The sequence below is a fragment of the Mesorhizobium sp. WSM3864 genome (assembly GCF_002294955.1).
Taxonomy (GTDB): domain Bacteria; phylum Pseudomonadota; class Alphaproteobacteria; order Rhizobiales; family Rhizobiaceae; genus Mesorhizobium.
Genome location: NZ_NSGD01000013.1, coordinates 1 through 21,558, shown reverse-complemented (window position 1 = coordinate 21,558; position 21,558 = coordinate 1). Strand labels below are relative to the sequence as shown.

Here is a 21,558-nt window from a genome sequence, read left to right as displayed (position 1 = left end):
AAGGACCAGCCATGACAGCCAGACGCGACATCGAAGCCATCACGGAACGCATCCGCCAACGTTCGAAAGCCGACCGCGAAGCCTATCTCGGCCGCATCGCGGAGGCGTCGGGACGCGCCGCCAACCGCGCGGTGCTCTCCTGCGGCAACCTCGCCCACGGCTTTGCCGTCTGCAGCCCATCGGAGAAGGTGGCACTCGGCGGCGATCGCGTGCCCAACCTCGGCATCATCACCTCCTACAACGACATGCTGTCGGCGCATCAGCCGTTCGAGACCTTCCCGGCGCTTATCAAGGACGCGGCACGCGAAGCAGGCGGCATCGCCCAGGTCGCCGGCGGCGTGCCGGCGATGTGCGACGGCGTGACGCAAGGCCAGCCAGGCATGGAACTGTCGCTGTTCTCGCGCGACGTGATCGCCATGGCAGCGGCGATCGGCCTTTCGCACAACATGTTCGACGCCGCCGTCTTCCTCGGCGTCTGCGACAAGATCGTGCCAGGGCTGGTGATCGCGGCGCTCACCTTCGGGCACCTGCCGGCTGTCTTCATCCCCGCCGGGCCGATGACGTCGGGCCTGCCGAACGACGAGAAGGCCAAGGTCCGGCAGCTCTATGCCGAGGGCAAGGCGGGCCGCGCCGAGCTGCTCGAGGCGGAGTCCAAATCCTATCACGGGCCGGGCACCTGCACCTTCTACGGCACCGCCAATTCCAACCAGATGCTGATGGAGATCATGGGCCTGCACACGCCCGGCGCCTCCTTCGTCAACCCGGGTACGCCGCTGCGCGACGCGCTGACCAGGGAGGCGGCGAAGCGCGCGCTGGCGATCACCACGCTCGGCAATGCCTATACGCCGGTCGGGCGCATGATCGACGAGCGCTCGATCGTCAACGGCGTGGTCGGCCTGCACGCGACCGGCGGCTCGACCAACCACACCATCCACCTCATCGCCATGGCCGCGGCAGCCGGAATTTCGCTTACCTGGCAGGACATCTCCGACCTGTCGGAGGCCGTGCCGCTGCTCGCCCGCGTCTACCCGAACGGACTCGCCGACGTGAACCATTTCCACGCCGCCGGCGGGCTCGGCTTCCTGATCCGCGAGTTGCTCGACGAAGGCTTGCTGCACGAGGACGTGCAGACGGTCTGGGGCGAAGGCCTGCGGCCCTATGCTGTCGAGGCAAAGCTCGGCGCCGACGGCAGCGTCGTGCGTGAAGCGGCGCCGCTCGAGAGCGGCGACGAGAAGGTGCTGGCCCCGTTCAAGAAGGCGTTCCAGCCGACCGGCGGACTGAAGGTGCTTGCCGGCAACCTCGGCCATGCCGTGATCAAGACCTCTGCGGTCAAGCCCGAACGGCGCGTCATCGAGGCGCCGGCCAAGGTGTTCGACAGCCAGCAGGGGCTGAACGAAGCTTTCAAGTCGGGCACGCTGACCGGCGACTTCGTCGCCGTGATCCGCTTCCAGGGGCCGAAGGCCAACGGCATGCCGGAACTGCACAAGCTGACCACCGTGCTCGGCGTGCTGCAGGATCGCGGCCAGCGCGTCGCGCTGGTGACCGACGGGCGCATGTCGGGTGCTTCCGGCAAGGTGCCGGCGGCGATCCATGTGACGCCGGAAGCGGTCGAGGACGGGCCGATCGCCAGGATCCATGACGGCGACATCATTCGCCTCGACGCCGATGCCGGCACGCTGGAGGTGCTGGTGCCGGGAACGGAGTTCGCGCTGCGCCGCACGGCGGATGCCGACCTGATCGGCAACGAGTTCGGCTTCGGCCGCGAGCTGTTCGCCGGCTTTCGCCAACTGGTTGGCCGCGCCGACCACGGCGCCGCCGCCTTCGCAAATGCCTAACGTCAATCTGCTAAAAAAGAGCGGCTCGGAGCCGCCGCTCGGAGCCGCCCTTTGTCGTAAGCGGTGTGCCATCGGCACCTAGACAAGAGGTCTCACGAGGTATTCTTGCCACTGAAGACCTCCGCCAAATAGTCAATAAACACCCTGACTTTACGTGGGGTGTGACGTCGCTGAGCGTAGAAGGCGAAGATCGGTTGCTCCATGGGTTCATGATCCGGCAGCAGCCGCACGAGGCGGTTCTCCGCTATATCCTGGGCGACCATGAAATCGCCCAAGAGGGAGTACCCCCCTCCCGCTAGGCAGGCGTTTCTCACCGCTCGCGCTGAGTTCATTGTCAGTCGCTGCGGCACTTCGAAGTCAATGACCTTTCCTTGATGCGAAAACTTATGAACGCGCCCCCATTCCCCGCTGACCTGAGTAACGGATGGGCGAGCCCTGATCTCGTCCAAGGTCCTGGGTGTCCCATATTGCTGGCAAAACTGGGGTGTCGCGACGAATACGATCCTCTGCGTGAAAATCCTCTGCGCAATCAGGGATGAATCGTTCAACGGTCCTACCCGGATGGCGACATCGAAGTGCTCGCCAATGAGATCAACCAAACGATTGCCAAGGTCGATTGAGACATCGAGCTGCGGGAACCGTCGCACGAACTCAGGAACCACTGGTGCCAGGCACTCATTACCAAAGGCCGTTACGCAGGAGACGTGGAGTTGGCCGCGAGGAGTTTCGTGGCGTTCGCGTACTGCGCTCCGCATCTGATCAAGCTCCTCCAGGAGGCCGGTGCTCTTTTGCACGAACTCCATCCCGGCATCCGTCAGATTGATCTGCCTGGTGGTGCGGTTAAAGAGACGTACGCCGAGATCGGTCTCCAAGTCCGCCACAATGCGGCTTACCGAGGCAGCGGAAAGGCGCAAATCCCGGCTCGCAGAAGAGAAGCTGTTATGCCTGGCGACTGCCACGGCCACCTTCATGGCCTCGATCATATCCATCCGCCATTCTTCCGAAATTCAAAATAATGTCTCTCACCGTGCGCTCTTTAACACGGAAGCCGAAATCATGCATCAATGGGGCGAACGCTCAAATTGAGGAGATGGACATGTCCAAAAATCCTAGCTGGATACTTCGCAGCTACCCTTCCGCAATGCCCTCCGTCGAGAACTGGAGCCTGGAGGAGCGTTCAATTCCCGATGCCGCGGATGGTGAGCTGCTGGTGAAAACTCTGTGGCTCTCCGTCGATCCCTATATGCGCGGTCGGATCAGCCCCGCGAAGAATTATGCTGCTGGTTTTAGAATTGGCGACCTGATGTGTGGCGGCGGAATTGGCGAGGTAATTACGTCTGAGTCTCCGGACTTCAAGCCAGGCGACCTCGTGATGAGCGATCATTTTGGTTGGCAGCCGTTCAGCGTGATCCCGGCCGCGTCAGCCAAGCCAGTGACGACAACCGACGCTCCGATTCAGGCCGTACTGAGCTATCTCGGCATGCCCGGTCTCACCGCCTACTTTGCCCTCCTCAAAACCGCAACTCCGAAGGTGGGGGAAACGGTGTTGATCTCTGCCGCTTCAGGAGCTGTGGGGCAGATTGCGGGACAGATCGCGCGGATCAAAGGGTTCGACCCAGTCGCTGTTGCGGGCTCGGATGAGAAGCTGGAATGGTGCAGGGAGCTTGGATATCGGACTGGCGTCAATCATCGACGCTCCGCTGATCTCGTGGCAGATGTCGCCACCGCATGCCCTAGCGGCGTCGATGTCTTTATCGACAACACCGCCGGGCCGATTCACGATGCAGCCATGCTAAATCTCAACATCTTTGGCAGAGTGGTGGTTGTCGGCACTATTGCCTTGGCCGACCGGTTTGACCAGCCTGATGTCGGTCTCAGGCATCTCAGAAGGACACTAATCACCCGTGCGCGGATAGAAGGGTTCTTGCTCGACGACCACGAAGGAGAATACGAGACCGCGATTGCCGATCTGCTGTCATGGTACAAACAGGGACTGCTTCAGACACGGGAAGATGTTGCGGAAGGGATCGAGACCGTGCCCCACGCTTTCGTTCGGATGTTGAAGGGAGAGAACTTCGGCAAGCAACTGGTCAAGCTATGATGCTCTAACGAGGGTTTGTCCGCTTCGGCCAGACTGCTATTTTTTGTGCACGCGTTACTCAAGCGGATCGTTCCAAGGCAGCAGCTCATCGATCCGCCTCCGCTTGTGGCCGTTGACGACGGCGGCAAGCGTGGTGGTCAAGTAGACCTGCGGATCAACAGCATTGAGTTCGCAGATCTCCTCTGGCGCAGGCAAAACTAGCTTGCCCTGCCGGGCCAGCGTTCGCCAGGACGACAGATGGTTGGCCTCCAGCCCGTGGCGCTCCGCTACTTCGTTCACCGTCACGCCCGGACGCAAGCCCTCCGAAACGATCTGTGCCTTGACCTCATCCGGCCATTGGCGATGCGCCTCACGTCGGCCCCGCCGTGTCGTGAGAACCTCCAATGTCGTGTCCATGGAGAAACTGCTTCTCGCTCATCCATGGAACCTTGATCGCAGATCAGGCGTCAGCGGACAACGTTGGGGGCAAAACAGCGGTTACCCTTTTTCGTTCGTTTGCGGACGGCGATGCCTACTGAACGGTGATCTCGCTCCGCTCACCGGCCTTGATCGTCACCGGCATTTCCTTGTCCTGGCCCTGATCGGACATGTGCCGCACGACGACATAGTCGCCGGCGGGGATCGTCTGTTGCCAGCTGTCGCCATAGGTCAGGCCGAGCGATTTGCGCTTACCCTCAATATCCTTCTTTGACGAGAACACCTCGATCGAATAGGCGCCGGGCGCCGACATTGCCAGCACGCCGGCGCCGAGAGCCACCTTCACATCCTGGTTGTCGCCGGCCTTGATGCTGAAGGGCTGTTCGACAACGGCGAGATCGAGCGTGGTTAGCGCGACATAGTCGTCCGGCGGCAGCCAGAATTTGCTGTCCGGACCGTAGGAGTGCTCCACGCTTTCACGCGAACCGTCGATCTTCTTCTTCGCCTTGACGATCTCGAAGCCGATGCCGGAATTGTCGGCCTTTTCGCCGCCGGCCGTGTAGTAGGCGTTGAGCACGGCATGGCCGACGCCGATCACGATATCCTTCTCGACGGTCTGTCCGGCGGCAAGCTGGATGGTTTCGGTCACCGTGCCGGCGCCGACCTGCACCGTCACCTTCTGCTCGCCCGCCGGCACGGTGGCCTTTGCGTCGCCATAGTGGGTCGTGCTGCCGCCCGGATAGGCGAAGTCGACACGCGCCTCGCCGCTGATCTCCGAGCCCTGGCTCGCATGCGGGTGGATAACCAAGGTTCCGGCGTTCAGAGTGAACAACGGGCTGTAGGTCTGGCCGGCTTCGATCTTGATCTTCTGCTCGCTCCTTGCCTCGTCGGCGCGACCGACGACAATGTAATCGCCCGGCTCGAGATTGGTCTTGAGCTCGCCATACTCGGTCATGACCTGATCGCCGCGCGAGCCGTCGGACTTGGCCTTGTAGATCTCCCAGGCATTGCCGTCGGTGATGGGATCGCCGCCTTCAGCCATGACGACGCTCGGCGTGAAGTTGAATTCAGGTTTGGCGCGTTCGGGTGCAGGCGCCGGCGCCGGGGCCGGAGCAGGCTCTGGCGCAGGCGCCGGCGCCGCGACGGTCTCGACCAGCGCTTGCTGCAATGCCTTCTCGTCGGAGGCCTGGATGTATTTTCCGCCGGTGTTCTCGGCGAGGCAGGCGATCTGCCTGCCTTCGTCGGCGGTCAGGCCGAAGCCGACCACGTCGGCGGTGAAGTCGACGCCGGTCTCCTTCAGCTCCTTGCCGAGCGCGCACGGATCGCCACCGCAGGTCTCAAGACCGTCGGTGATGAGAACGACCGTGGCCTTGTCCTCGGTGTATTTCAGCGCTTCGGCGGCCTGCTTGACGGCCGCCGTCAGCGGCGTCTTGCCAAGGAATTTCATGCTGTCGGCGGCCGCCGAGATCGCGCTCGCCGAACCCGCCTGCGGCGGCACGATCAGCTCGATGTCCGCGCAGCTGCCTTTCTGGCGATGCCCGTAGGCCATGAAGCCGATCTCGTCGTCGCCCGGCACCGACTGCAGCACCGTGCGCAGCGATTCGCGCGCGATCTCGAGCTTCGGCTTGCCGTCTATCTGGGCCCACATGGAGCCGGATGCATCGAGAATGATGATGACCTTGTTGGCGGCAAAGCCAAAGGTGGTCATCGACAAAAGGAGGATCGCCGCAGCGACGCTCCGTGCCAGTCCCGCCATGAAAATCTCCTGAGTGAACCCCCGTCCGCGCCGGGAAAGCTATTTGAGCCGGGCTCTGCAGACAAGTCCGATGGCCGGCAAGTCGCTCAATAGGTTGTTCTGCGCTCTTCCGATGGCGGACGGCCGAACTGCAGCCGGTAGCTTTGCGCGAAATAGGAGTGGGAGGTGAAGCCGGTGGCGATCGCGACGTCGAGGATCGGCATGTTGGTCTGGCGCAGCAATTCGCGCGCCCGCTCGAGCCTGAGCCGCATGTAGTAGCGCCCCGGCGTCACGTTGAGATGGCGCAGGAACAGGCGCTCGACCTGGCGCACCGACAGGCCCGCCGACTTGGCAAGCTGCACCGCCGACAAAGGCTCATCGAGATGGTCGGCCATCAGCTCGACGATACGTCTCAGCTTCTCCGACTTGCCGGTGAGGTCGCGCTCAGGTCCGACGCGCTGGCGGTCACCGGCCGAGCGAATGCGCTCGTGCTGGAACTGGTTGGCGACGCCATTGGCGAGATTGGAGCCGAAATCGCCGCGCACGATCTCCAGCATCAGATCGATCGAGGTGGTGCCGCCGGCGCAGGTGTAGCGCTTGCGGTCGATCTCGAAGACGTTGCCGGTGCAGTTGATGTCCGGAAAGCGCTCCATGAAGCCGGCGCGGTTTTCCCAGTGGATGGTGCAGCGGTAGCCGTCGAGCTGGCCGGCCTCGGCGAGCAGATAGGAGCCGACCGAGAGCGCGCCGAGCGCGTTGCCGCGCCGGCCCCAGCTGCGCAGCGCCGCCAGCACCTTGCTCTTGCCGGGGAATTCGGTGGTGAGCCCGACCGAGACGAACAGGATATCGACCGGCGGCATGTCGGCGACTGAATAGTCGATCTTGAGCGGCAGGCCGTTGGACGCCATGACTGCGTCGCCATCTGCCGATATCGTCGTCCAGCCGTAATAATCGCGGCCGAGCAGACGGTTGGCCGAGCGGAAGCAATCGATCGCCGCCGCCAGCGAGAACATCGAAAACTTGTCGACCAGCAGGAAGCCGAACTGCCGACCGCCCTGAACGGGATCGCCCATGACCGGCCGTTCAACAGGAGCAGTAAGATTCGGCAAGGATGCTGCTTTCCGATCAGAAGGACGGCCGCTTCAATCCGGCCGCGAGGTAGGCGGAAGCTACAGTGTTGGCCATCAGCATGGCAATGGTCATCGGTCCGACGCCGCCGGGGACCGGCGTGATGGCGCCGGCGACCGCGGCCGCTTCGGCATAGACGACGTCGCCGACCAGCCGCGACTTGCCTTCGCCCTTCTCTGGCGCCGGGATGCGGTTGATGCCGACATCGATAACGGTGGCGCCGGGCTTCACCCAATCACCCTTGATCATTTCGGGACGGCCGACGGCGGCGACCAGGATATCGGCGGTGCGCGCCAGCGCCGGCAGGTCCTTGGTACGGCTATGGGCAATGGTGACGGTACAGTTGGCGGCGAGCAGCAGATTGGCCATCGGCTTTCCGACGATGTTGGAGCGGCCGACGACGACGGCATTGAGGCCGGAAAGGTCCTTGCCGCGCACGCGCTGGATCAACAGCATCGAGCCGGCGGGCGTGCAGGGCACGAACGCCGTCTCGAGCTCGCCGGTACCGAGCTTGCCGACATTGATGAAGTGGAAGCCGTCGACATCCTTTTCCGGCGCGATCGTCTGGATGACCTTGCCGGCATCGATATGGCCGGGCAGCGGCAGTTGCACGAGGATGCCGTGGATCGACGGGTCGGCGTTGAGATCGCCGATGGTCTTCAACAGCTGCTCTTCGCTCGTCTCAGCCGGCAGCGTGTGCTGGAGCGAATGGAAGCCGCACTCCTTGGCCGTGCGCGACTTCGAGGCGACGTAGACCTGGCTTGCCGGATCCTCGCCCACGATCACCACCGCCAGACCGGGCCTGGTCGCGCCCTTGGCCGAAAGCTCGGCGGTCAGCGCCTTGACCTTCGATACCACGTCTGCGGCGACACTCTTCCCGTCGATCACTTCGGCCATCATTCACCTTCAACACTGTTGCGCGGCCACGCCTCGCACGCAGCCCTGATCCTCAATCCAGCAGTCGGCACGCGAACGCGGCGCGCAAGCGGTCAAATGCCGCGCGGCATTTTCACGAAAATTCGACAGGGCAATCCCGTCAAAACGTCGTCGGATGCCGTAAACCCGAAACCGGCTGCTTTTATCGAAGGCCGCTTTTAGCGAAGACGGGGTGTTTTAGAAATAGCGGCGGCGCGAGCGGCTTTCGGTCAGAACGCGCACCGCCTCGCGGAATTCTCGCAGGCGGGCCCTGATCTCGTCGACCTGGTCCTGCCGATCGTCTGGCGACTGGCGCGCCTCGGCTGTCGGCGATTGCGAATGGGAAGGCGCCGACGGAGCGTATGTGTCGTCGGGTAGTTCCGGATGCTGCGGGTGGTCCGAACTATGAAATAGGTACGGCTTTGAGCGGACGGCGTCTCCAAGCCATGCACCGACCTTGGAGACTGGACTTTTCCGCAACCGCGCGAGCGGCTAAGGAGAGCCCTCTTTGCGGAGGTTTCGATGACCATCAGGCTTGTTCTCGCCGGTTGCGGCAATATGGGTTACGCGATGCTCTCGGGCTGGCTGAAATCCGGCAAGCTCGAGCCGTCGGCGGTGTTCGTGGTCGAGCCCAATGCCGAGTTGCGCAGGCGAGCCGAGCATCTTGGTTGCGGCGCCGCGGCCGACGCGTCCGCAATTCCCGCCGATGCCATGCCCGATCTCGTCGTCATCGCCGTGAAACCGCAGGTCATCCGCGATGTGACGGCAAGCTACAAGCGCTTCGGCGACGGCAGGACCACCTTCGTCAGCATCGCCGCGGGCACGCCGGTCGCGACCTTCGAGGAGATCCTGGGCCGGCTCGCGCCGATCGTGCGCTGCATGCCGAACACGCCGGCGGCGATCGGCAAGGGCATGATGGTGGTGTTTTCCAACCCGCTCGTTCCCGACAACGTCAGGCGTTTCGTCGCCGAGCTGCTCTCGGCGAGCGGTGTCGTGACGACGATCGACGACGAGAGCCTGATGGACGCCGTGACCGCGGTCTCCGGTTCCGGCCCGGCCTATATTTTCCATTTCATCGAGGCGCTGACGGTCGCCGCCGAGAAGGCTGGCCTGCCGGCCGAGACAGCCAAGCTGCTCGCCCTGCAGACCGTCTATGGTGCGGCCTCGCTTGCCGCTGAAAGCGATGAGGAGCCGGGCGTGCTGCGCCAGCAGGTCACCAGCCCCAACGGCACGACCGCCGCCGCGCTTGCCGTGCTGATGGGCGAAGACCGGCTGACGAAGCTTTTGACCGACGCGGTGGAAGCGGCGCGGCTCAGATCGATAGAGCTGGGGAAGTAGTCCTCACCCCATACAGCATCTCGTCCTGCAGTTGGCGCAGGGCAAATAGCTTGGTCGTCTGGTCGGGCGTGGCGTTGTCGGCGGTCAGGAGTTCGCCCTTCCTGACCGGCTTCAAGACCTTGCCGCCTTCGAGCAGTCCGACCGGCACGGCACGGCTGGCGCGCGCCTCGGCGACCGTCATGGTCCAGGAGCGGTAGCAGGTCTCGCCGATGGCGTCGAAGATCTCGCCTGCGGCGAGGTCGCGCTTGGCGACCGCGCAGACCTCGGCCACCGGTTTAGGCAGCGGCACCATGTCGGGTTTGCCGTAGAGCATGATGCGGGCTGCGGTCAGCGGCACCTCCAGCGAGGTCAGGTGGTACGGCCTGAAGAAGCTGTAATAAGGGCCGTGGCCGACATGGAGATCGTCCATGCGCTCGACGACGCGCGGATGCGTCGCCTCAACGATGACGAAGACGCCAGGCGCCACGCCCTTGCCGATCGTGTAGTCGACGATACCCTTCTTCGACAGGATGCCGCCGTCCTCGCGCGGGATGAGCACCTTGGCCAGCTGATCACGGTCGGCTTTCGGGCCGTGCATGCCCGGAACATCGGGCACCAGGCCGGTGGCGTTGGCGATGGCGCACATCTCGACCATGGTCTTGGAGCCGTCGACGAACTCGACCAACATGCGCGGGTTCATGTTCCGGCGCAGCGCTTCATCCCGATAATCGTCGGGAACGGCGTCGTGGTTGAGCGGGTTGTTCTTGCCCTTGCCGGCCGAGACGATGGTATAACCGAGCGCCGAGGCGAACTCGATCAGCTCCATGCAGCTCGACGGCTCATCGCCGGCGCCGACCGAATAGACGACGCCGAGCCGATCCGCCTGCTGCTTGAGGTAGCAGCCGATGGTCACGTCGGCCTCGACATTCATCATCACCAGATGCTTGCCATGCTGCATGGCCATCAGGTCGAAATCGGCGGCGACGCCGGGTTTACCGGTGGCATCGATGACGACGTCGATCAGCGGATTGGTGACCAGCATCTCGTTCGAGGTGATGGCGATCCTACCGCTTTCTATCGCCTGGCTTACCTTGGAGGCGGTCTCGGCTTCGGCAGCCATTGCATCGTCGCCATAGGCGATGCGGATCGCGTCGCGAGCCGTGTGCGGGCGGCGCGTGGAAATGGCCGCAATCGAAATGCCCGGCATCAGCATGCCTTGGGTCACCAGATCGGTGCCCATCTCGCCGGAACCGATGACGCCGATGCGCACGGGGCGGCCGTCGGCGGCGCGCCGGGCGAGATCGCGGGCAAGCCCGGTCAGGGCGACATTTGTCATAGAAGAACGTCCATGCTTTGCTTCAGCCCGCAATACAGGGAACGATCCCCGTTTGCCAACAAAACCAGCCACCCATGGCAATTTCGTGCGCACGTCTTGCAGGACCGGCGCAGATTTCCCGCAGCAATCCGCAACCTTCAGGTGTTTCAAAGCCTTGGCCATGTCCGGAGGAAGGGCAGATGCCGCGGTTCATGCCAAGTGCCGATCTGACCGCCAAAGTTGGCACGGTGAGCGACGCCTCGGTCGATTCCTTTGTGCGGACTTACTGTTTATTTAGGGAAAATAGTGTTCGCGGTCGGTTTCAACTGAACGGCGCCCTCCGCGAGGATCGTTTTCTGTGCCATTTTTGCTACATCCGCCGGGACTAATGGCTGGAATCCGTGCTTTTGGAGCGCTCTAAATCAATAAGTCCTCCCATCCGCGAAAAATCTGCTAGATACTCGTTGCAAGCTCCGGTGGCAGGCTTGGGCGAAATAAGCGCTGACAAAAACAAAAAGGCGCGGGGATAGTCACGGGGTAGAAATGACCAGGACGGGTAAAGTGACCGTCGGCTGGCGCCTTGCGCTTGCCATGACGGTGTCGATGCTGGCTTGCGGAAGCGCCAGCGCACTCACGCTCAAGGAAGCTGTAGCAGTCGCGGTCGAATCCAATCCGGAGATTGGGCAGGCGATCGAAAACCGCGAAGCCATCGAATTCGAGCTGCGCCAGGCGAAAGGGCTCTATCTTCCCAGCGTCGATCTCGAAGCGTCGACCGGCGTCCGCCGTCTGGATAACGACTCCCGGCGAGCGCTCGACGAGGACCATGACGCGCTTTATCCAAACGAAGCGGACCTCACCGTCTCACAGACGCTCTATGACAGTGGCGCGAGACGGGCCGAATTGAACCGCCAGGCCTCGCGCGTCGACGGAGCTTCCTTCAGGGTGCTGGAACGGTCCGAATTCATCGGGCTTGCCGTCGTCCAGGACTATCTCGAATACATGCTGCAGGCGTCGATCGTCGCCGAAGCGAAGAAGAACCTCGGCTTCCATCAGTCTATACTCGGCGACATCAAGCAAGGCATCGCGGGCGGCGCGCTCAACGATGCCGACCGGCAGCAAGCCGAGGAGCGGCTTTACGCCGCCAAGGCGCGGATGCAGGAGGCGACCGAGGAACTGGAAGCGGCCAAGATCCGCTTCTTCAAGAATGTCGGCAAGCCGCTGACCAATCCGTCGCGGCCGGCCGATGTGGCCGGCGCGCTGCCGCGCTCGCTCGATGACGCGATCGGGCTTGCCAGACAGAACAATCCGCGCGTCCACATGGCCAACAGCGACATCGATGCGGCCGCGTCCCTCGTCGACGCCGCGCGGGCGAAATACGGCCCCACCATCACCGCCGAGGGTGTCGCGCGGGGCGGCTATGACATCGATGGCGACGACGGCGACACCAGCGACCTGCAGGCTCGGGTGGTGCTGCGCTGGAATCTCTATCGCGGCGGCATCGACAAAGCCAACGAGCAGGAGCAGATCCGCCGCACCAGCGAGCAGCGCCTCGCGCTGCATCAGGTGCTGCGCGAGATCGAGGAAGCCGTCCGCACATCTTGGGACCGCCGCTTCCGCCAGGCGGAACTTGCGCAGACGCTGCGGCTGCAGGCAGCAACCAACGAAAGGCTGGTTGCTTCCTACCGGGAGCAGTTCAAGGTCGGACAGCGCTCGCTGCTCGACGTGCTCGATGCGCAGAACACGCGCTTCAACACCGCGACGCTGGCCGACACCTCGTCCTACGCGTCGCTGTTTGCCCAATACCGGCTGCTGGCCGCGACCGGGGAGTTGCTGAAGACGCTGAACATCCAGCCGGCCAAGCAGGCAGCCGCCTACGCGCGCAGCGAATTCGGCGTGCCGGCGACAGCCGATACCGAAACCTATGCGCGCACACCATCGGAGCAGAAGAACGATCTGCCGTTCGACATCCTCGCGCCGGTCAGGAAGAAGCAGCCGATGTAAGCATCGATCTCTGGTCCTTCGGGGCGATCGTGAACCAGCAACCTAATATCGTCTCGCCCAAGGAGGCTTTCAAAGCCTGCTTCTCGGCGATTGCAGCCTATCTTGGGCGGCCGAGCGCCGAGACCGTGCTGTTTGCCGGGGTGCCGATTTCGGACACGCTGATCGAGCCGGACGACATCAGGCATCTGGCCGAACGGATCGGTCTCGAGGTCCAGGCGTTCAACCATCGCGATTTCGTGCGCGGCCGGGTCGATCTTCCGGCCATCGTCTTCCGCGCCAGCCAACTGCCGGTTGCGTTGCTCGCCGAAACGGAAACTGGGCAATTTCTAACGGCGCCGCAGGAAAACGGCCGCACCTCGATCGGCAAATCGGAGCTTGCCGAGAGCTACATCAGCGGTGGCGCCTCATTCTCGATCACCTATGCCAACACCGCCGAGGAGATGACGGTCGGCACGGCGCCGAGGATCGAAAGACGTCATTGGCTGACCGGAACGATGGGGACGTTCTGGCGCACCTACTCGAAGGTCGTGCTGTCGGCGGTCTTCATCAACCTCTTGGCGATCGCCTCGCCGATCTTCACCATGAACGTCTACGACCGCATCCTGCCGAACAAGGCGATCTCGACGCTCTGGGTGCTGGCGCTCGGGATCGGCGCGGCCATCCTGTTCGACCTGTTGCTGAAGACGGCCCGTGCCTCGCTTATCGACTATGCCGGGCGCAAGGCGGATCTCAGGATTTCCTATCTGCTGTTCGAGAAAGTGCTCAACTCGTCGCTTTCGGCGCGGCCGGGATCGACCGGCGAATACGCGAATCGTGTCACACAATATGAGTTCGTGCGCGAGTTCTTCACCTCGAATACCATAAGCGTCTTCATCGACACGGTTTTCGTCTTCGTCTTCCTGCTGGTCATCTACGCTATTGGCGGCTGGCTGGTGATCATACCGGCGCTCGCCTTCGTCATCGCCGTCATTGTCGGTCTGGTGACACAGAGGCGCATCGGCAGGCGGGTCGCCGCCTCGATGAACGAATCTGCCCAGCGCCAGGCGCTCCTGGTCGAGTCCATTTCCACGCTGGAGACGATCAAGTCGCTGCGCGCCGAGGCCTATCTGCTGCGCAAATGGGGCGAGCACTCGAAGAACGCCGCCAACACCTCGGAGAAGATCAAGGAGCTTTCCGCCGCTGCCGGCAACATCACCGGCGCCATCCAGCAATTCGTCACCGTCGCCCTGGTGGTTGCCGGCGCCTATGCCTTCTCGGAAGGCCAGGTCTCGACGGGCGCGATTATCGGCACGGTCATGCTGGCGGGCCGCGCGGTCGCGCCGCTCGGCCAGATCGCCATCACGCTCTCCCGCTTCCGGCAAGCCGTGCTGTCGCTCAGGATCGTCAATACGATCATGTCGCAGCCGGAGGACCGGCCCGACACGGTCGGCTTCGTCAACCGGCCGATCCGCAGCGGCGCGATGCTGTTCAAGAATGTCGGCTTCGCCTATCCAGGCACCGAAAACGAGGTTCTGAACGGGCTCAACATTGCAATCCGCCCCGGCGAGCGCATAGGCATCATCGGCCGCATCGGCTCCGGCAAGACCACGATGGGCCGCCTGATCGGCCGGCTGTTCCTGCCGACGTCCGGAGAACTGCTGCTCGACGGCATCGACATCCGCCAATACCACCCGTCCGAAGTTCGTGCCGCGGTCGGTATCGTCGCGCAGGCCGGCGACCTGTTTTCGGGCACGATCAAGGAAAACCTTCTGATGGCCGCGCCGGACGCGACCGACGAGGAAATCATCGATGCGGCGAAGGCCGCGGGCGTCGACGACTTCGTCTCTCGCCATCCGCGCGGCTACGACATGAATGTCGGCGAGCGTGGCACCAATCTGTCGGGAGGCCAGAGGCAGGCCGTGGCGATCGCGCGGCTGCTGCTGACCAAGCCGAAAATCGTGTTCCTGGACGAGCCGTCGGGTTCGATGGACCTGGCCTCGGAACGGCAGTTGATCAGGCAGCTCAAGGTGGCGTTCGACCGCAACACGACGCTGATCGTATCGACCCATCGCTACAGCATGCTGGAGCTGGTCGACCGCCTCATCGTCATCGAGCAGGGGCGCGTGGTCGCGGACGGAGCAAAGGAACAAGTCATCCAGGCATTGCAGAAGGCGAATGCCTGACCGGGACGTTGGGGAATGTTAGCAAAAGACGACCGGCCGCCGCTTTTCGCATCGGCGTCGGTATACATCATAGGGGCACTGTTCGTGGCCTTCACCGCCTGGGCATCCTTTGCCGAGGTCGATGAGATCGCGCGCGGCGACGGCAAGGTCATTCCCGCTTCCAAGACGCAGATCATCCAGGCGAGCGAAGCCGGCGTCGTCCAGGAAATCGCTGTCAAGATCGGCCAGACCGTCAGGAAGAACGATCTGATCATCCGCCTCGACAACACAGGCAACACCTCGAGCCTGGGTGAAGAGCAGGCCAAGGCGCGGGCGTTGCAGGCGCGCATTGCCAGGCTCAAATTCGAGCAGAGCGGCAATCTCGAGGGCGCGTTCCCCTGTCCGTCCGACATCCAGAAGTCTGCCCCGGAGATCTGCGACAACGAGCAGAAGCTGCTCGTTGCGCGCCGGGACAACTTCCAAGTCAAGCTTTCCGTGCTGAAGTCGCGTCTCGATCAGCGCGAGAAGGAACTGGACGAGGCAACCGCCAATTCAGACCGCCTTTCCAAGAGCCTCGCCGTCAGCGACCAGGAAACGGCGCTGGTCGAATCGATGGTCAAGAAAGGCCTGATGGCCAGGACCGAACAGATACGCGTCGAGCGGGAGCAGACCGATCTCCGCGGTCAGCTCAACCTTGCCGGAGAGACCATCAAGAAGAGCAAGGCGGCCATCACCGAGGCGCAGCTTCAAGTCGACGAGCTCGGCCTGCAATTGCAGCAGGAAGCATTGAGCGACTTGACGCAGGCGCTGGCGGACCTCTCTGTGGTGGACGAAACCATTCGCGGCGCCACCGACAAGGTGGCGCGGACCGATATCCGTTCGCCTGTCGACGGCATCGTCAACACGCTCGATGTCAACACGCTCGGCGCTTTCGTCCAGCCGGGCGCGGTCGTGGCCGGCATCGTGCCGACCTCGGAGACGCTGCTGGTCGAGGCGCGGGTCTCGCCGCGCGACGTCGCCTTCATCCAGCCGGACCAGGACGCGCTGATCAAGGTCACGGCCTACGACTTCTCGATCTTCGGCGGCATCGAAGGCAAGGTCTCCAACATCACCGCCGACAGCCTGGTCGACCAGAAGACGGGCGAGCCCTACTATCAAGTGCGCGTCGCGACCGAGAAATCCACGCTGCAAAGGAACGGCAAGACTTATTCGATTATCCCCGGCATGATCTGCTCGGTCGATATCAAGACCGGGCGCAAGACGATCCTCAACTATCTTTTGAAGCCCATCAACAAGGCGCGCCAGGAGGCGATGAGTGAACGATAGCGCCGCACGCCCCGACACTCCGCGCGACCGGCTGCTGCCGCCGCTCGCAGCCGAGGATTTCGGCCCGGAGTTCCGCGTCGTGGCGCGTGGCGGCGTGCGCCGCGGCATCCGGCTGGAGCGAGCCTTCTGGGTGTCGCTGAAGCAGATGGCCGAAAGCCGCAAATGCACGATCGGCATGCTGGTCGAGGAGATCGCCGAAAATCATCCCGACCAGGGCAATCTCACATCGGCGATCCGGGTCGCATGCATGCGCGGCCTTGCCGAGGAAAGCATGGAACTGCGCAAGCTCGCCTCGATCCGGACCATCAACGCGATCCTGGTCGCCTGCCCCTCGCCCGCCTTCGCGCTGTCCTCGTCGAAGAAGATCCTGACCTTCAATGCCCCGTTCCAGCAATTGGTCAGGCGCCAGCTGCCGAACGCGCCGGGCGACGATGGCAGGCAGGACCTCAAGCTGGCGCTGGACCTCAACGTCGTCGACGTTTTTGCCCGGCTCGACGCCAATGGCGAGACACCCGTCACCACCGGCTTCGTCATCGGCGCCGGCGAGCGCCGCTACAGGGGCCAGCTCAGCGCGGTGCGCGCGCCGGTCACAGAGCCGGAGCTGTTGATGGCGTTCGTCTTCAACGGTTGAAGAGGCGAGCCGCCTACTTCGCTGCGAAACCGGAGCCTGCCGACGTGACCGTCACATCGGGCGAAGCGCCTTCGCCGGGCGCCACTGTCGCGAAACCACCGGCGATGTCGGCGATCTGTGCGCCGGCTTTCGTGCCGTGGATCCAGGCTCGGTCGGTGCTGAATGAATAGAGCGGGACATAATCGGGAAGATCGCGGTCCATCGCCACAACGTTGCTGAGGCTGTCCAGGATGAAGGTGCCGCTTCCGGTGCTCACCGACAGCACCGCGTGGAAGAATTTCCGGCGGCGATCCTGCAGCACGACGAGCGACATGCTCTGCGCCGGGATCCCGGCGCGCAACAGCGCCGCCATCTTCAGGATCGCGAAATCCTCGCAATCGCCGGCGCGATGCTCGAGGATCTCCGACGGCTTCGCCCAGTAGTCGAGCTTGCCGTAGACGACGCTGTCCTTGCGATAGGCGATCAGCCGGTTGATGCTGCTGTTGACGAAGTCCAGCTTGTCGCGAAAAGCCTTATTGGCTGCAATGCCGACGATCTCGCCAAACGCAGCGTTCTCACGATCGCAGGCACTTCCGGCCGTGCAGTCGATGATCGCCTTGTACACAGGCGCCCAGCGCGCGGCGACCGGGAAGTTGTGCATGGACAATGCGACCGACCCGAACACGCCGGGAATGATCGCCCCAGTCTGGATCGGGTCAACCTGGATTGGGCCAATCTGGATCGGATCGACGCCGGGGGCGGCCTCTCCACTCGCAGAACCTGACGCCGGGTGGACTTCGAGAGGCGCATAGGCACTGGCAACACCGCCGACCCGGTAGGCGGCAACAGGCTGCCAGGGCTGCAATCTGGCCAGCGAAACGCCGCCGAGATCGGCCGGCGCAGGCAGCGTTTGAGCGGCGGGATTTGCGACGGAGACCGCGCTGGCGGACGACGCATTCGGCAGACCGGCGAAGCCGATTGCCAGCAGCAGAACCTTGACCCTCGACACTGACGAGGCAGCTTTTTGTATTTTCATGACGCCCACCTTTGACTGTGGACGCTACCGATCTTGTCTCAAATTATCGGAAAGGAAGGTGGGTAAGTTTCCGCGAATCAATCTATTCTGCTTTGTCTCAAATTTTATTCAAATTTATACTTGAATTTGTCGAACTGCCGCCGCGCTCCCCAGCCGGTTCGGCGGCGCACCTGAAGATATATAATTGGATATATCGTTGCGATTTACCAAGTGTAAAAAATGCAAATCCCTACATATTCAAGTATATCAAAAAGATTGGAGGTGTGTTGCAAAGTTCGAGCCCCGCATGTCTCTTGCCGGGAAATGCCGAAGGGGGCTTGAGCTATGACGACCAGTATCGAATTCGACGCCGTTTCAAATTTCTCGGACGAGCACGCGACTGTCGGCGAACAGCCGATTTCGGGTGTCATTTCGGGCGTCCAAGTCGCCCAGGCCTCCGGCGGCCAGACGGCACCAGCGGCAGGCGAACCTGTGCCGGTCGATGCGGGAAGCGGCGCGCCGGCAAAGGGCGACGGCAACGCCCAGAACGCACAAAGCACAGCCAAGCCGGCGGCGGACGGCAACGCTCCTGCCGCCAACGCCCCTGCCGGAAACGCGCCAGCACCGAACACGGCAGCCTCGAACGTTGCGCATGAATATCACGTCGAGGCCGGCAATGTCGTGAAGCTTCCGGCCAATGTCTCGATCGACGACATCAAGGTCGACGGGCACAATCTGGTGCTGGTGCAGCCGGACGGCGCCGAGATCGTCATCAAGGACGGCGCGCTCAACGTACCGACCTTCATCATCGGCGATGTCGAGGTGCCGCGCGTTGCCCTGATCGCCGCGCTCGAAGCCAGCCATGTCGATGTCGCCTTCGGCGCCGACGGCTCGATCTCGGCCGGCGGAAATGGCTCGCCAAGCAGCGCCGGCGGAGACTTCTCGGTGCCGCCTGGCGGGATCGGCGACGGCTTCGGTCTGTCGGCACTTTTGCCGCCAACGGCATTGGCGTTCGGACAGCCGGAGAACCGTGACCTGTTCCCGTCCCTGCTTAAGCCGGACTCCACGCCGTCGATCGGGACCATTGGCGAAGCGAGCGTCAACGAAGCCGGCCTGCCGCCACACGGCGGATTGCCGGCCGGTTCCGGCGAGATCGCCGACGGCGATTCCGGCAACAACTCCAACACCTCCGAGACCACTTCCGGCACCATTGGCTTCACCTCGCCGGACGGCGTGTCGCAAGTCACGCTCGGCGGCCATGTGCTGACCTCCGCGGCGCAGACCTTCACCGACGCCACAGGCTCGCTGACCGCAAGCTATTCTTTCGACGCGGCTACTGGCACCGGCACGATCAATTACAGCTACACGCTGAACACCAACACTTCGGGCGACGGCACGAGTGTGAGCTTCGCGGTCGGCGTGACCGACTCCGACGGCGATGCCGCGCCTCCCGGCACCCTCGTGATCAACATCATCGACGATGCGCCGACTGCTGTTGCGGATACGGATGCTGTGCCTTCGGGCTCACACGCGCCGATCGACGGCAACGTCATCACCGGTACGGGTAGCGACGGCAATCCGGCGGGTGCTGACGTCAAGGGTGCTGACGATGTGACCGTGGTTGGCGTCGCGGCCGGCGACACCGGCGAGTCACTGGATAGCACGACGACCGTCGGCACAGTCATCCACGGCACCTATGGCGACCTGACGCTCGGCGCCAATGGCGAGTACAGCTACGTCCGTAACGCCGGCACGCCCGGCGGCCATGACGACGTCTTCACCTACACCATCAAGGATGGCGACGGCGACCTGTCACGCACCACTCTGACGATCTCGATCGGCGACTCCACGCCGACCGACACCATCCCGACGCCCGGCGGTCCGACCACCACCGTCTATGAAGCGGGCCTGCCGGCGCGCGGCGGGGAATCCCCCGGCTCGGACGCGGCCGCCAGCTCGGAGACCACCTCCGGCACCATCGGCTTCACCTCGCCCGACGGCATCCAGACCGTCTCGCTCGGCGGCCACGTGCTGACCGGCGCGCCGCAGACCTTCACCGACGCCACCGGCTCGCTGACGGCCAGCTATATTTACAACGCTGCAACCGGCGTCGGCTCGATTAGCTACACCTACACGCTGCTCGACAACACGGCGGGCGACAACACCCATGCCTCCTTCGCAGTGGTCGTCACCGACGCCGACGGGGACGGCGCACCGGCCGGCAACCTGGTCATCAACATAGTCGACGATGTGCCGACGGCGCATGCCGATACCAACAGCGTCACAGAAGGCGCGCAGGTATCGGGCAATGTACTGACCGACGGGACGCCGGACGTGTCCGGCGCGGACGGCTATGCCGCAACCGGCGCCGTGGTCGGCGTGCGCGCGGCGAACGGCGACACCACGACGGCGGTGGCCACGGGCGTCAACACGCAGATCGTCGGCCAGTACGGCACGCTGACGCTGCACGCGGACGGTTCCTACACCTACCAGGCGACGGCGAACGCGATCTCGGCGAACGCGACCGACACGTTCGTCTACACCATCAAGGACGGCGACGGCGACCTCTCGACGACGACGCTGGCCATCAATGTCGCAAATGTGACGCTGACCCCGGTCAACCAGACCGGCCAGGTCAACGAGGCGGCGCTGGACACGGTGACCAATCCGGGCGACCTCGGACACGGCACGGTGACCGGTTCCAACCCGCCGAGCACGGCCGAGACGGTGGCCGGCCAGCTCAATGTGGCGGGCGACGGCGTCACTTACACCGCGATCAGCACGACGACGGCGCATGGCATATTCCAGCTGCAGGCGAACGGCGCCTGGACCTACACGCTGACCTCGCCCTTCGACAGCGGCGCAACGCAGGGCGCCAACACACTGACCGGCGCGGAAAGCTTCACCTACACGGCCACCGACGCCAACGGCAACACCGTGACCGGTACCGTCAAGATCGACGTCGTCGACGACGTGCCGCATGCCAGTGCCGACATCGGCAATGTGACGGAAGGCGCGCTGCTCACGGTGACTGCCGCCAACGGCGTGCTGTCGAACGACGTGTCCGGCGCGGACGGCTATGCCGCAACCGGCGCCGTGGTCGGCGTGCGCGCGGCGAACGGCGACACCACGACGGCGGTGGCCACGGGCGTCAACACGCAGATCGTCGGCCAGTACGGCACGCTGACGCTGCACGCGGACGGTTCCTACACCTACCAGGCGACGGCGAACGCGATCTCGGCGAACGCGACCGACACGTTCGTCTACACCATCAAGGACGGCGACGGCGACCTCTCGACGACGACGCTGGCCATCAATGTCGCAAATGTGACGCTGACCCCGGTCAACCAGACCGGCCAGGTCAACGAGGCGGCGCTGGACACGGTGACCAATCCGGGCGACCTCGGACACGGCACGGTGACCGGTTCCAACCCGCCGAGCACGGCCGAGACGGTGGCCGGCCAGCTCAATGTGGCGGGCGACGGCGTCACTTACACCGCGATCAGCACGACGACGGCGCATGGCATATTCCAGCTGCAGGCGAACGGCGCCTGGACCTACACGCTGACCTCGCCCTTCGACAGCGGCGCAACGCAGGGCGCCAACACACTGACCGGCGCGGAAAGCTTCACCTACACGGCCACCGACGCCAACGGCAACACCGTGACCGGTACCGTCAAGATCGACGTCGTCGACGACGTGCCG

The 21,558-nt window shown here is 63.6% G+C and carries 14 protein-coding genes and 2 pseudogenes; 8 read left to right on the top strand and 8 right to left on the bottom strand.

Going from position 1 to position 21,558, the window contains the following annotated elements:
- The first annotated feature begins 11 nt into the window (after positions 1-11).
- Positions 12-1,835 carry a phosphogluconate dehydratase gene (edd, locus tag CK215_RS22755; RefSeq protein WP_095781927.1) on the top strand — a complete coding sequence of 608 codons (1,824 nt, stop codon included), beginning with the start codon at positions 12-14 and terminating at the stop codon, positions 1,833-1,835.
- A gap of 92 nt (positions 1,836-1,927) precedes the next feature.
- On the opposite strand, the gene CK215_RS22750 is transcribed toward edd, so the two are convergent.
- Positions 1,928-2,824, bottom strand: coding sequence for a LysR family transcriptional regulator (locus CK215_RS22750; RefSeq protein WP_095832241.1), 897 nt, complete (start codon positions 2,822-2,824; stop codon positions 1,928-1,930).
- A 107-nt stretch (positions 2,825-2,931) separates the two neighbouring features.
- Between CK215_RS22750 and CK215_RS22745 the strand changes: the two genes are divergently transcribed.
- Positions 2,932-3,936, top strand: a complete 1,005-nt coding sequence (locus CK215_RS22745) for an NADP-dependent oxidoreductase (RefSeq protein WP_066989435.1) — start codon at positions 2,932-2,934, stop codon at positions 3,934-3,936.
- Positions 3,937-3,990: 54 nt separating this feature from the next.
- Here CK215_RS22745 and CK215_RS31880 read toward each other — a convergent pair.
- The 5 genes and pseudogenes from CK215_RS31880 to folD form a co-directional block, all read right to left on the bottom strand.
- Positions 3,991-4,116 (bottom strand): annotated as a pseudogene (locus CK215_RS31880) (transposase domain-containing protein); the annotation flags it as partial.
- Positions 4,117-4,119: 3 nt separating this feature from the next.
- Positions 4,120-4,332: pseudogene (locus CK215_RS31875) on the bottom strand (transposase); the annotation flags it as partial.
- A 115-nt stretch (positions 4,333-4,447) separates the two neighbouring features.
- Entirely contained in the window at positions 4,448-6,109 is a 1,662-nt protein-coding gene (locus CK215_RS22735; protein ID WP_095832240.1) for a VWA domain-containing protein, read from the bottom strand.
- An 86-nt stretch (positions 6,110-6,195) separates the two neighbouring features.
- Entirely contained in the window at positions 6,196-7,158 is a 963-nt protein-coding gene (locus CK215_RS22730; RefSeq protein ID WP_082953990.1) for a GlxA family transcriptional regulator, read from the bottom strand.
- Between the two features lie 52 nt (positions 7,159-7,210).
- Complete coding sequence (folD, locus tag CK215_RS22725; protein WP_095827205.1) at positions 7,211-8,110, bottom strand: bifunctional methylenetetrahydrofolate dehydrogenase/methenyltetrahydrofolate cyclohydrolase FolD; 900 nt, start codon at positions 8,108-8,110, stop codon at positions 7,211-7,213.
- A 540-nt stretch (positions 8,111-8,650) separates the two neighbouring features.
- Here folD and proC point away from each other — a divergent pair.
- Positions 8,651-9,466, top strand: a complete 816-nt coding sequence (gene proC / locus CK215_RS22715; RefSeq protein WP_095832238.1) for a pyrroline-5-carboxylate reductase — start codon at positions 8,651-8,653, stop codon at positions 9,464-9,466.
- Here proC and CK215_RS22710 read toward each other — a convergent pair.
- Positions 9,441-10,781: an NAD(P)H-dependent oxidoreductase gene (locus CK215_RS22710; RefSeq protein WP_095832237.1), complete on the bottom strand. Its 1,341-nt coding sequence runs from the start codon at positions 10,779-10,781 to the stop codon at positions 9,441-9,443. The two genes, proC and CK215_RS22710, sit on opposite strands and share 26 nt — an antisense overlap.
- 522 nt (positions 10,782-11,303) lie before the next feature.
- On the opposite strand from CK215_RS22710, the gene CK215_RS22705 reads away from it, so the two are divergent.
- From CK215_RS22705 to CK215_RS22690, 4 genes are read left to right on the top strand one after another with little or no spacing between them, the layout of a single operon-like run.
- Complete coding sequence (locus CK215_RS22705; protein ID WP_095826908.1) at positions 11,304-12,761, top strand: TolC family protein; 1,458 nt, start codon at positions 11,304-11,306, stop codon at positions 12,759-12,761.
- A 29-nt stretch (positions 12,762-12,790) separates the two neighbouring features.
- On the top strand, positions 12,791-14,923 hold the full coding sequence (locus tag CK215_RS22700; RefSeq protein ID WP_095832236.1) for a type I secretion system permease/ATPase: 2,133 nt from the start codon (positions 12,791-12,793) through the stop codon (positions 14,921-14,923).
- Positions 14,924-14,938: 15 nt separating this feature from the next.
- The gene (locus CK215_RS22695) at positions 14,939-16,228 is read left to right on the top strand and encodes an HlyD family type I secretion periplasmic adaptor subunit (protein ID WP_095832235.1); all 1,290 of its coding nucleotides are present in this window, start codon (positions 14,939-14,941) and stop codon (positions 16,226-16,228) included.
- On the top strand, positions 16,218-16,859 hold the full coding sequence (locus CK215_RS22690) for a ribbon-helix-helix domain-containing protein (RefSeq protein WP_095781935.1): 642 nt from the start codon (positions 16,218-16,220) through the stop codon (positions 16,857-16,859). Before CK215_RS22695 ends, CK215_RS22690 begins: the two co-directional genes overlap by 11 nt.
- A 13-nt stretch (positions 16,860-16,872) precedes the next feature.
- On the opposite strand, the gene CK215_RS22685 is transcribed toward CK215_RS22690, so the two are convergent.
- Positions 16,873-17,874 (bottom strand): transglutaminase-like cysteine peptidase, encoded by a 1,002-nt coding sequence (locus CK215_RS22685; RefSeq protein ID WP_095832234.1) that lies wholly within the window; start codon positions 17,872-17,874, stop codon positions 16,873-16,875.
- 324 nt (positions 17,875-18,198) lie between these two features.
- Here CK215_RS22685 and CK215_RS22680 point away from each other — a divergent pair.
- Positions 18,199-21,558: Ig-like domain-containing protein (locus tag CK215_RS22680; protein WP_210201682.1), on the top strand; the 3,360-nt coding region annotated here is incomplete at its 3' end.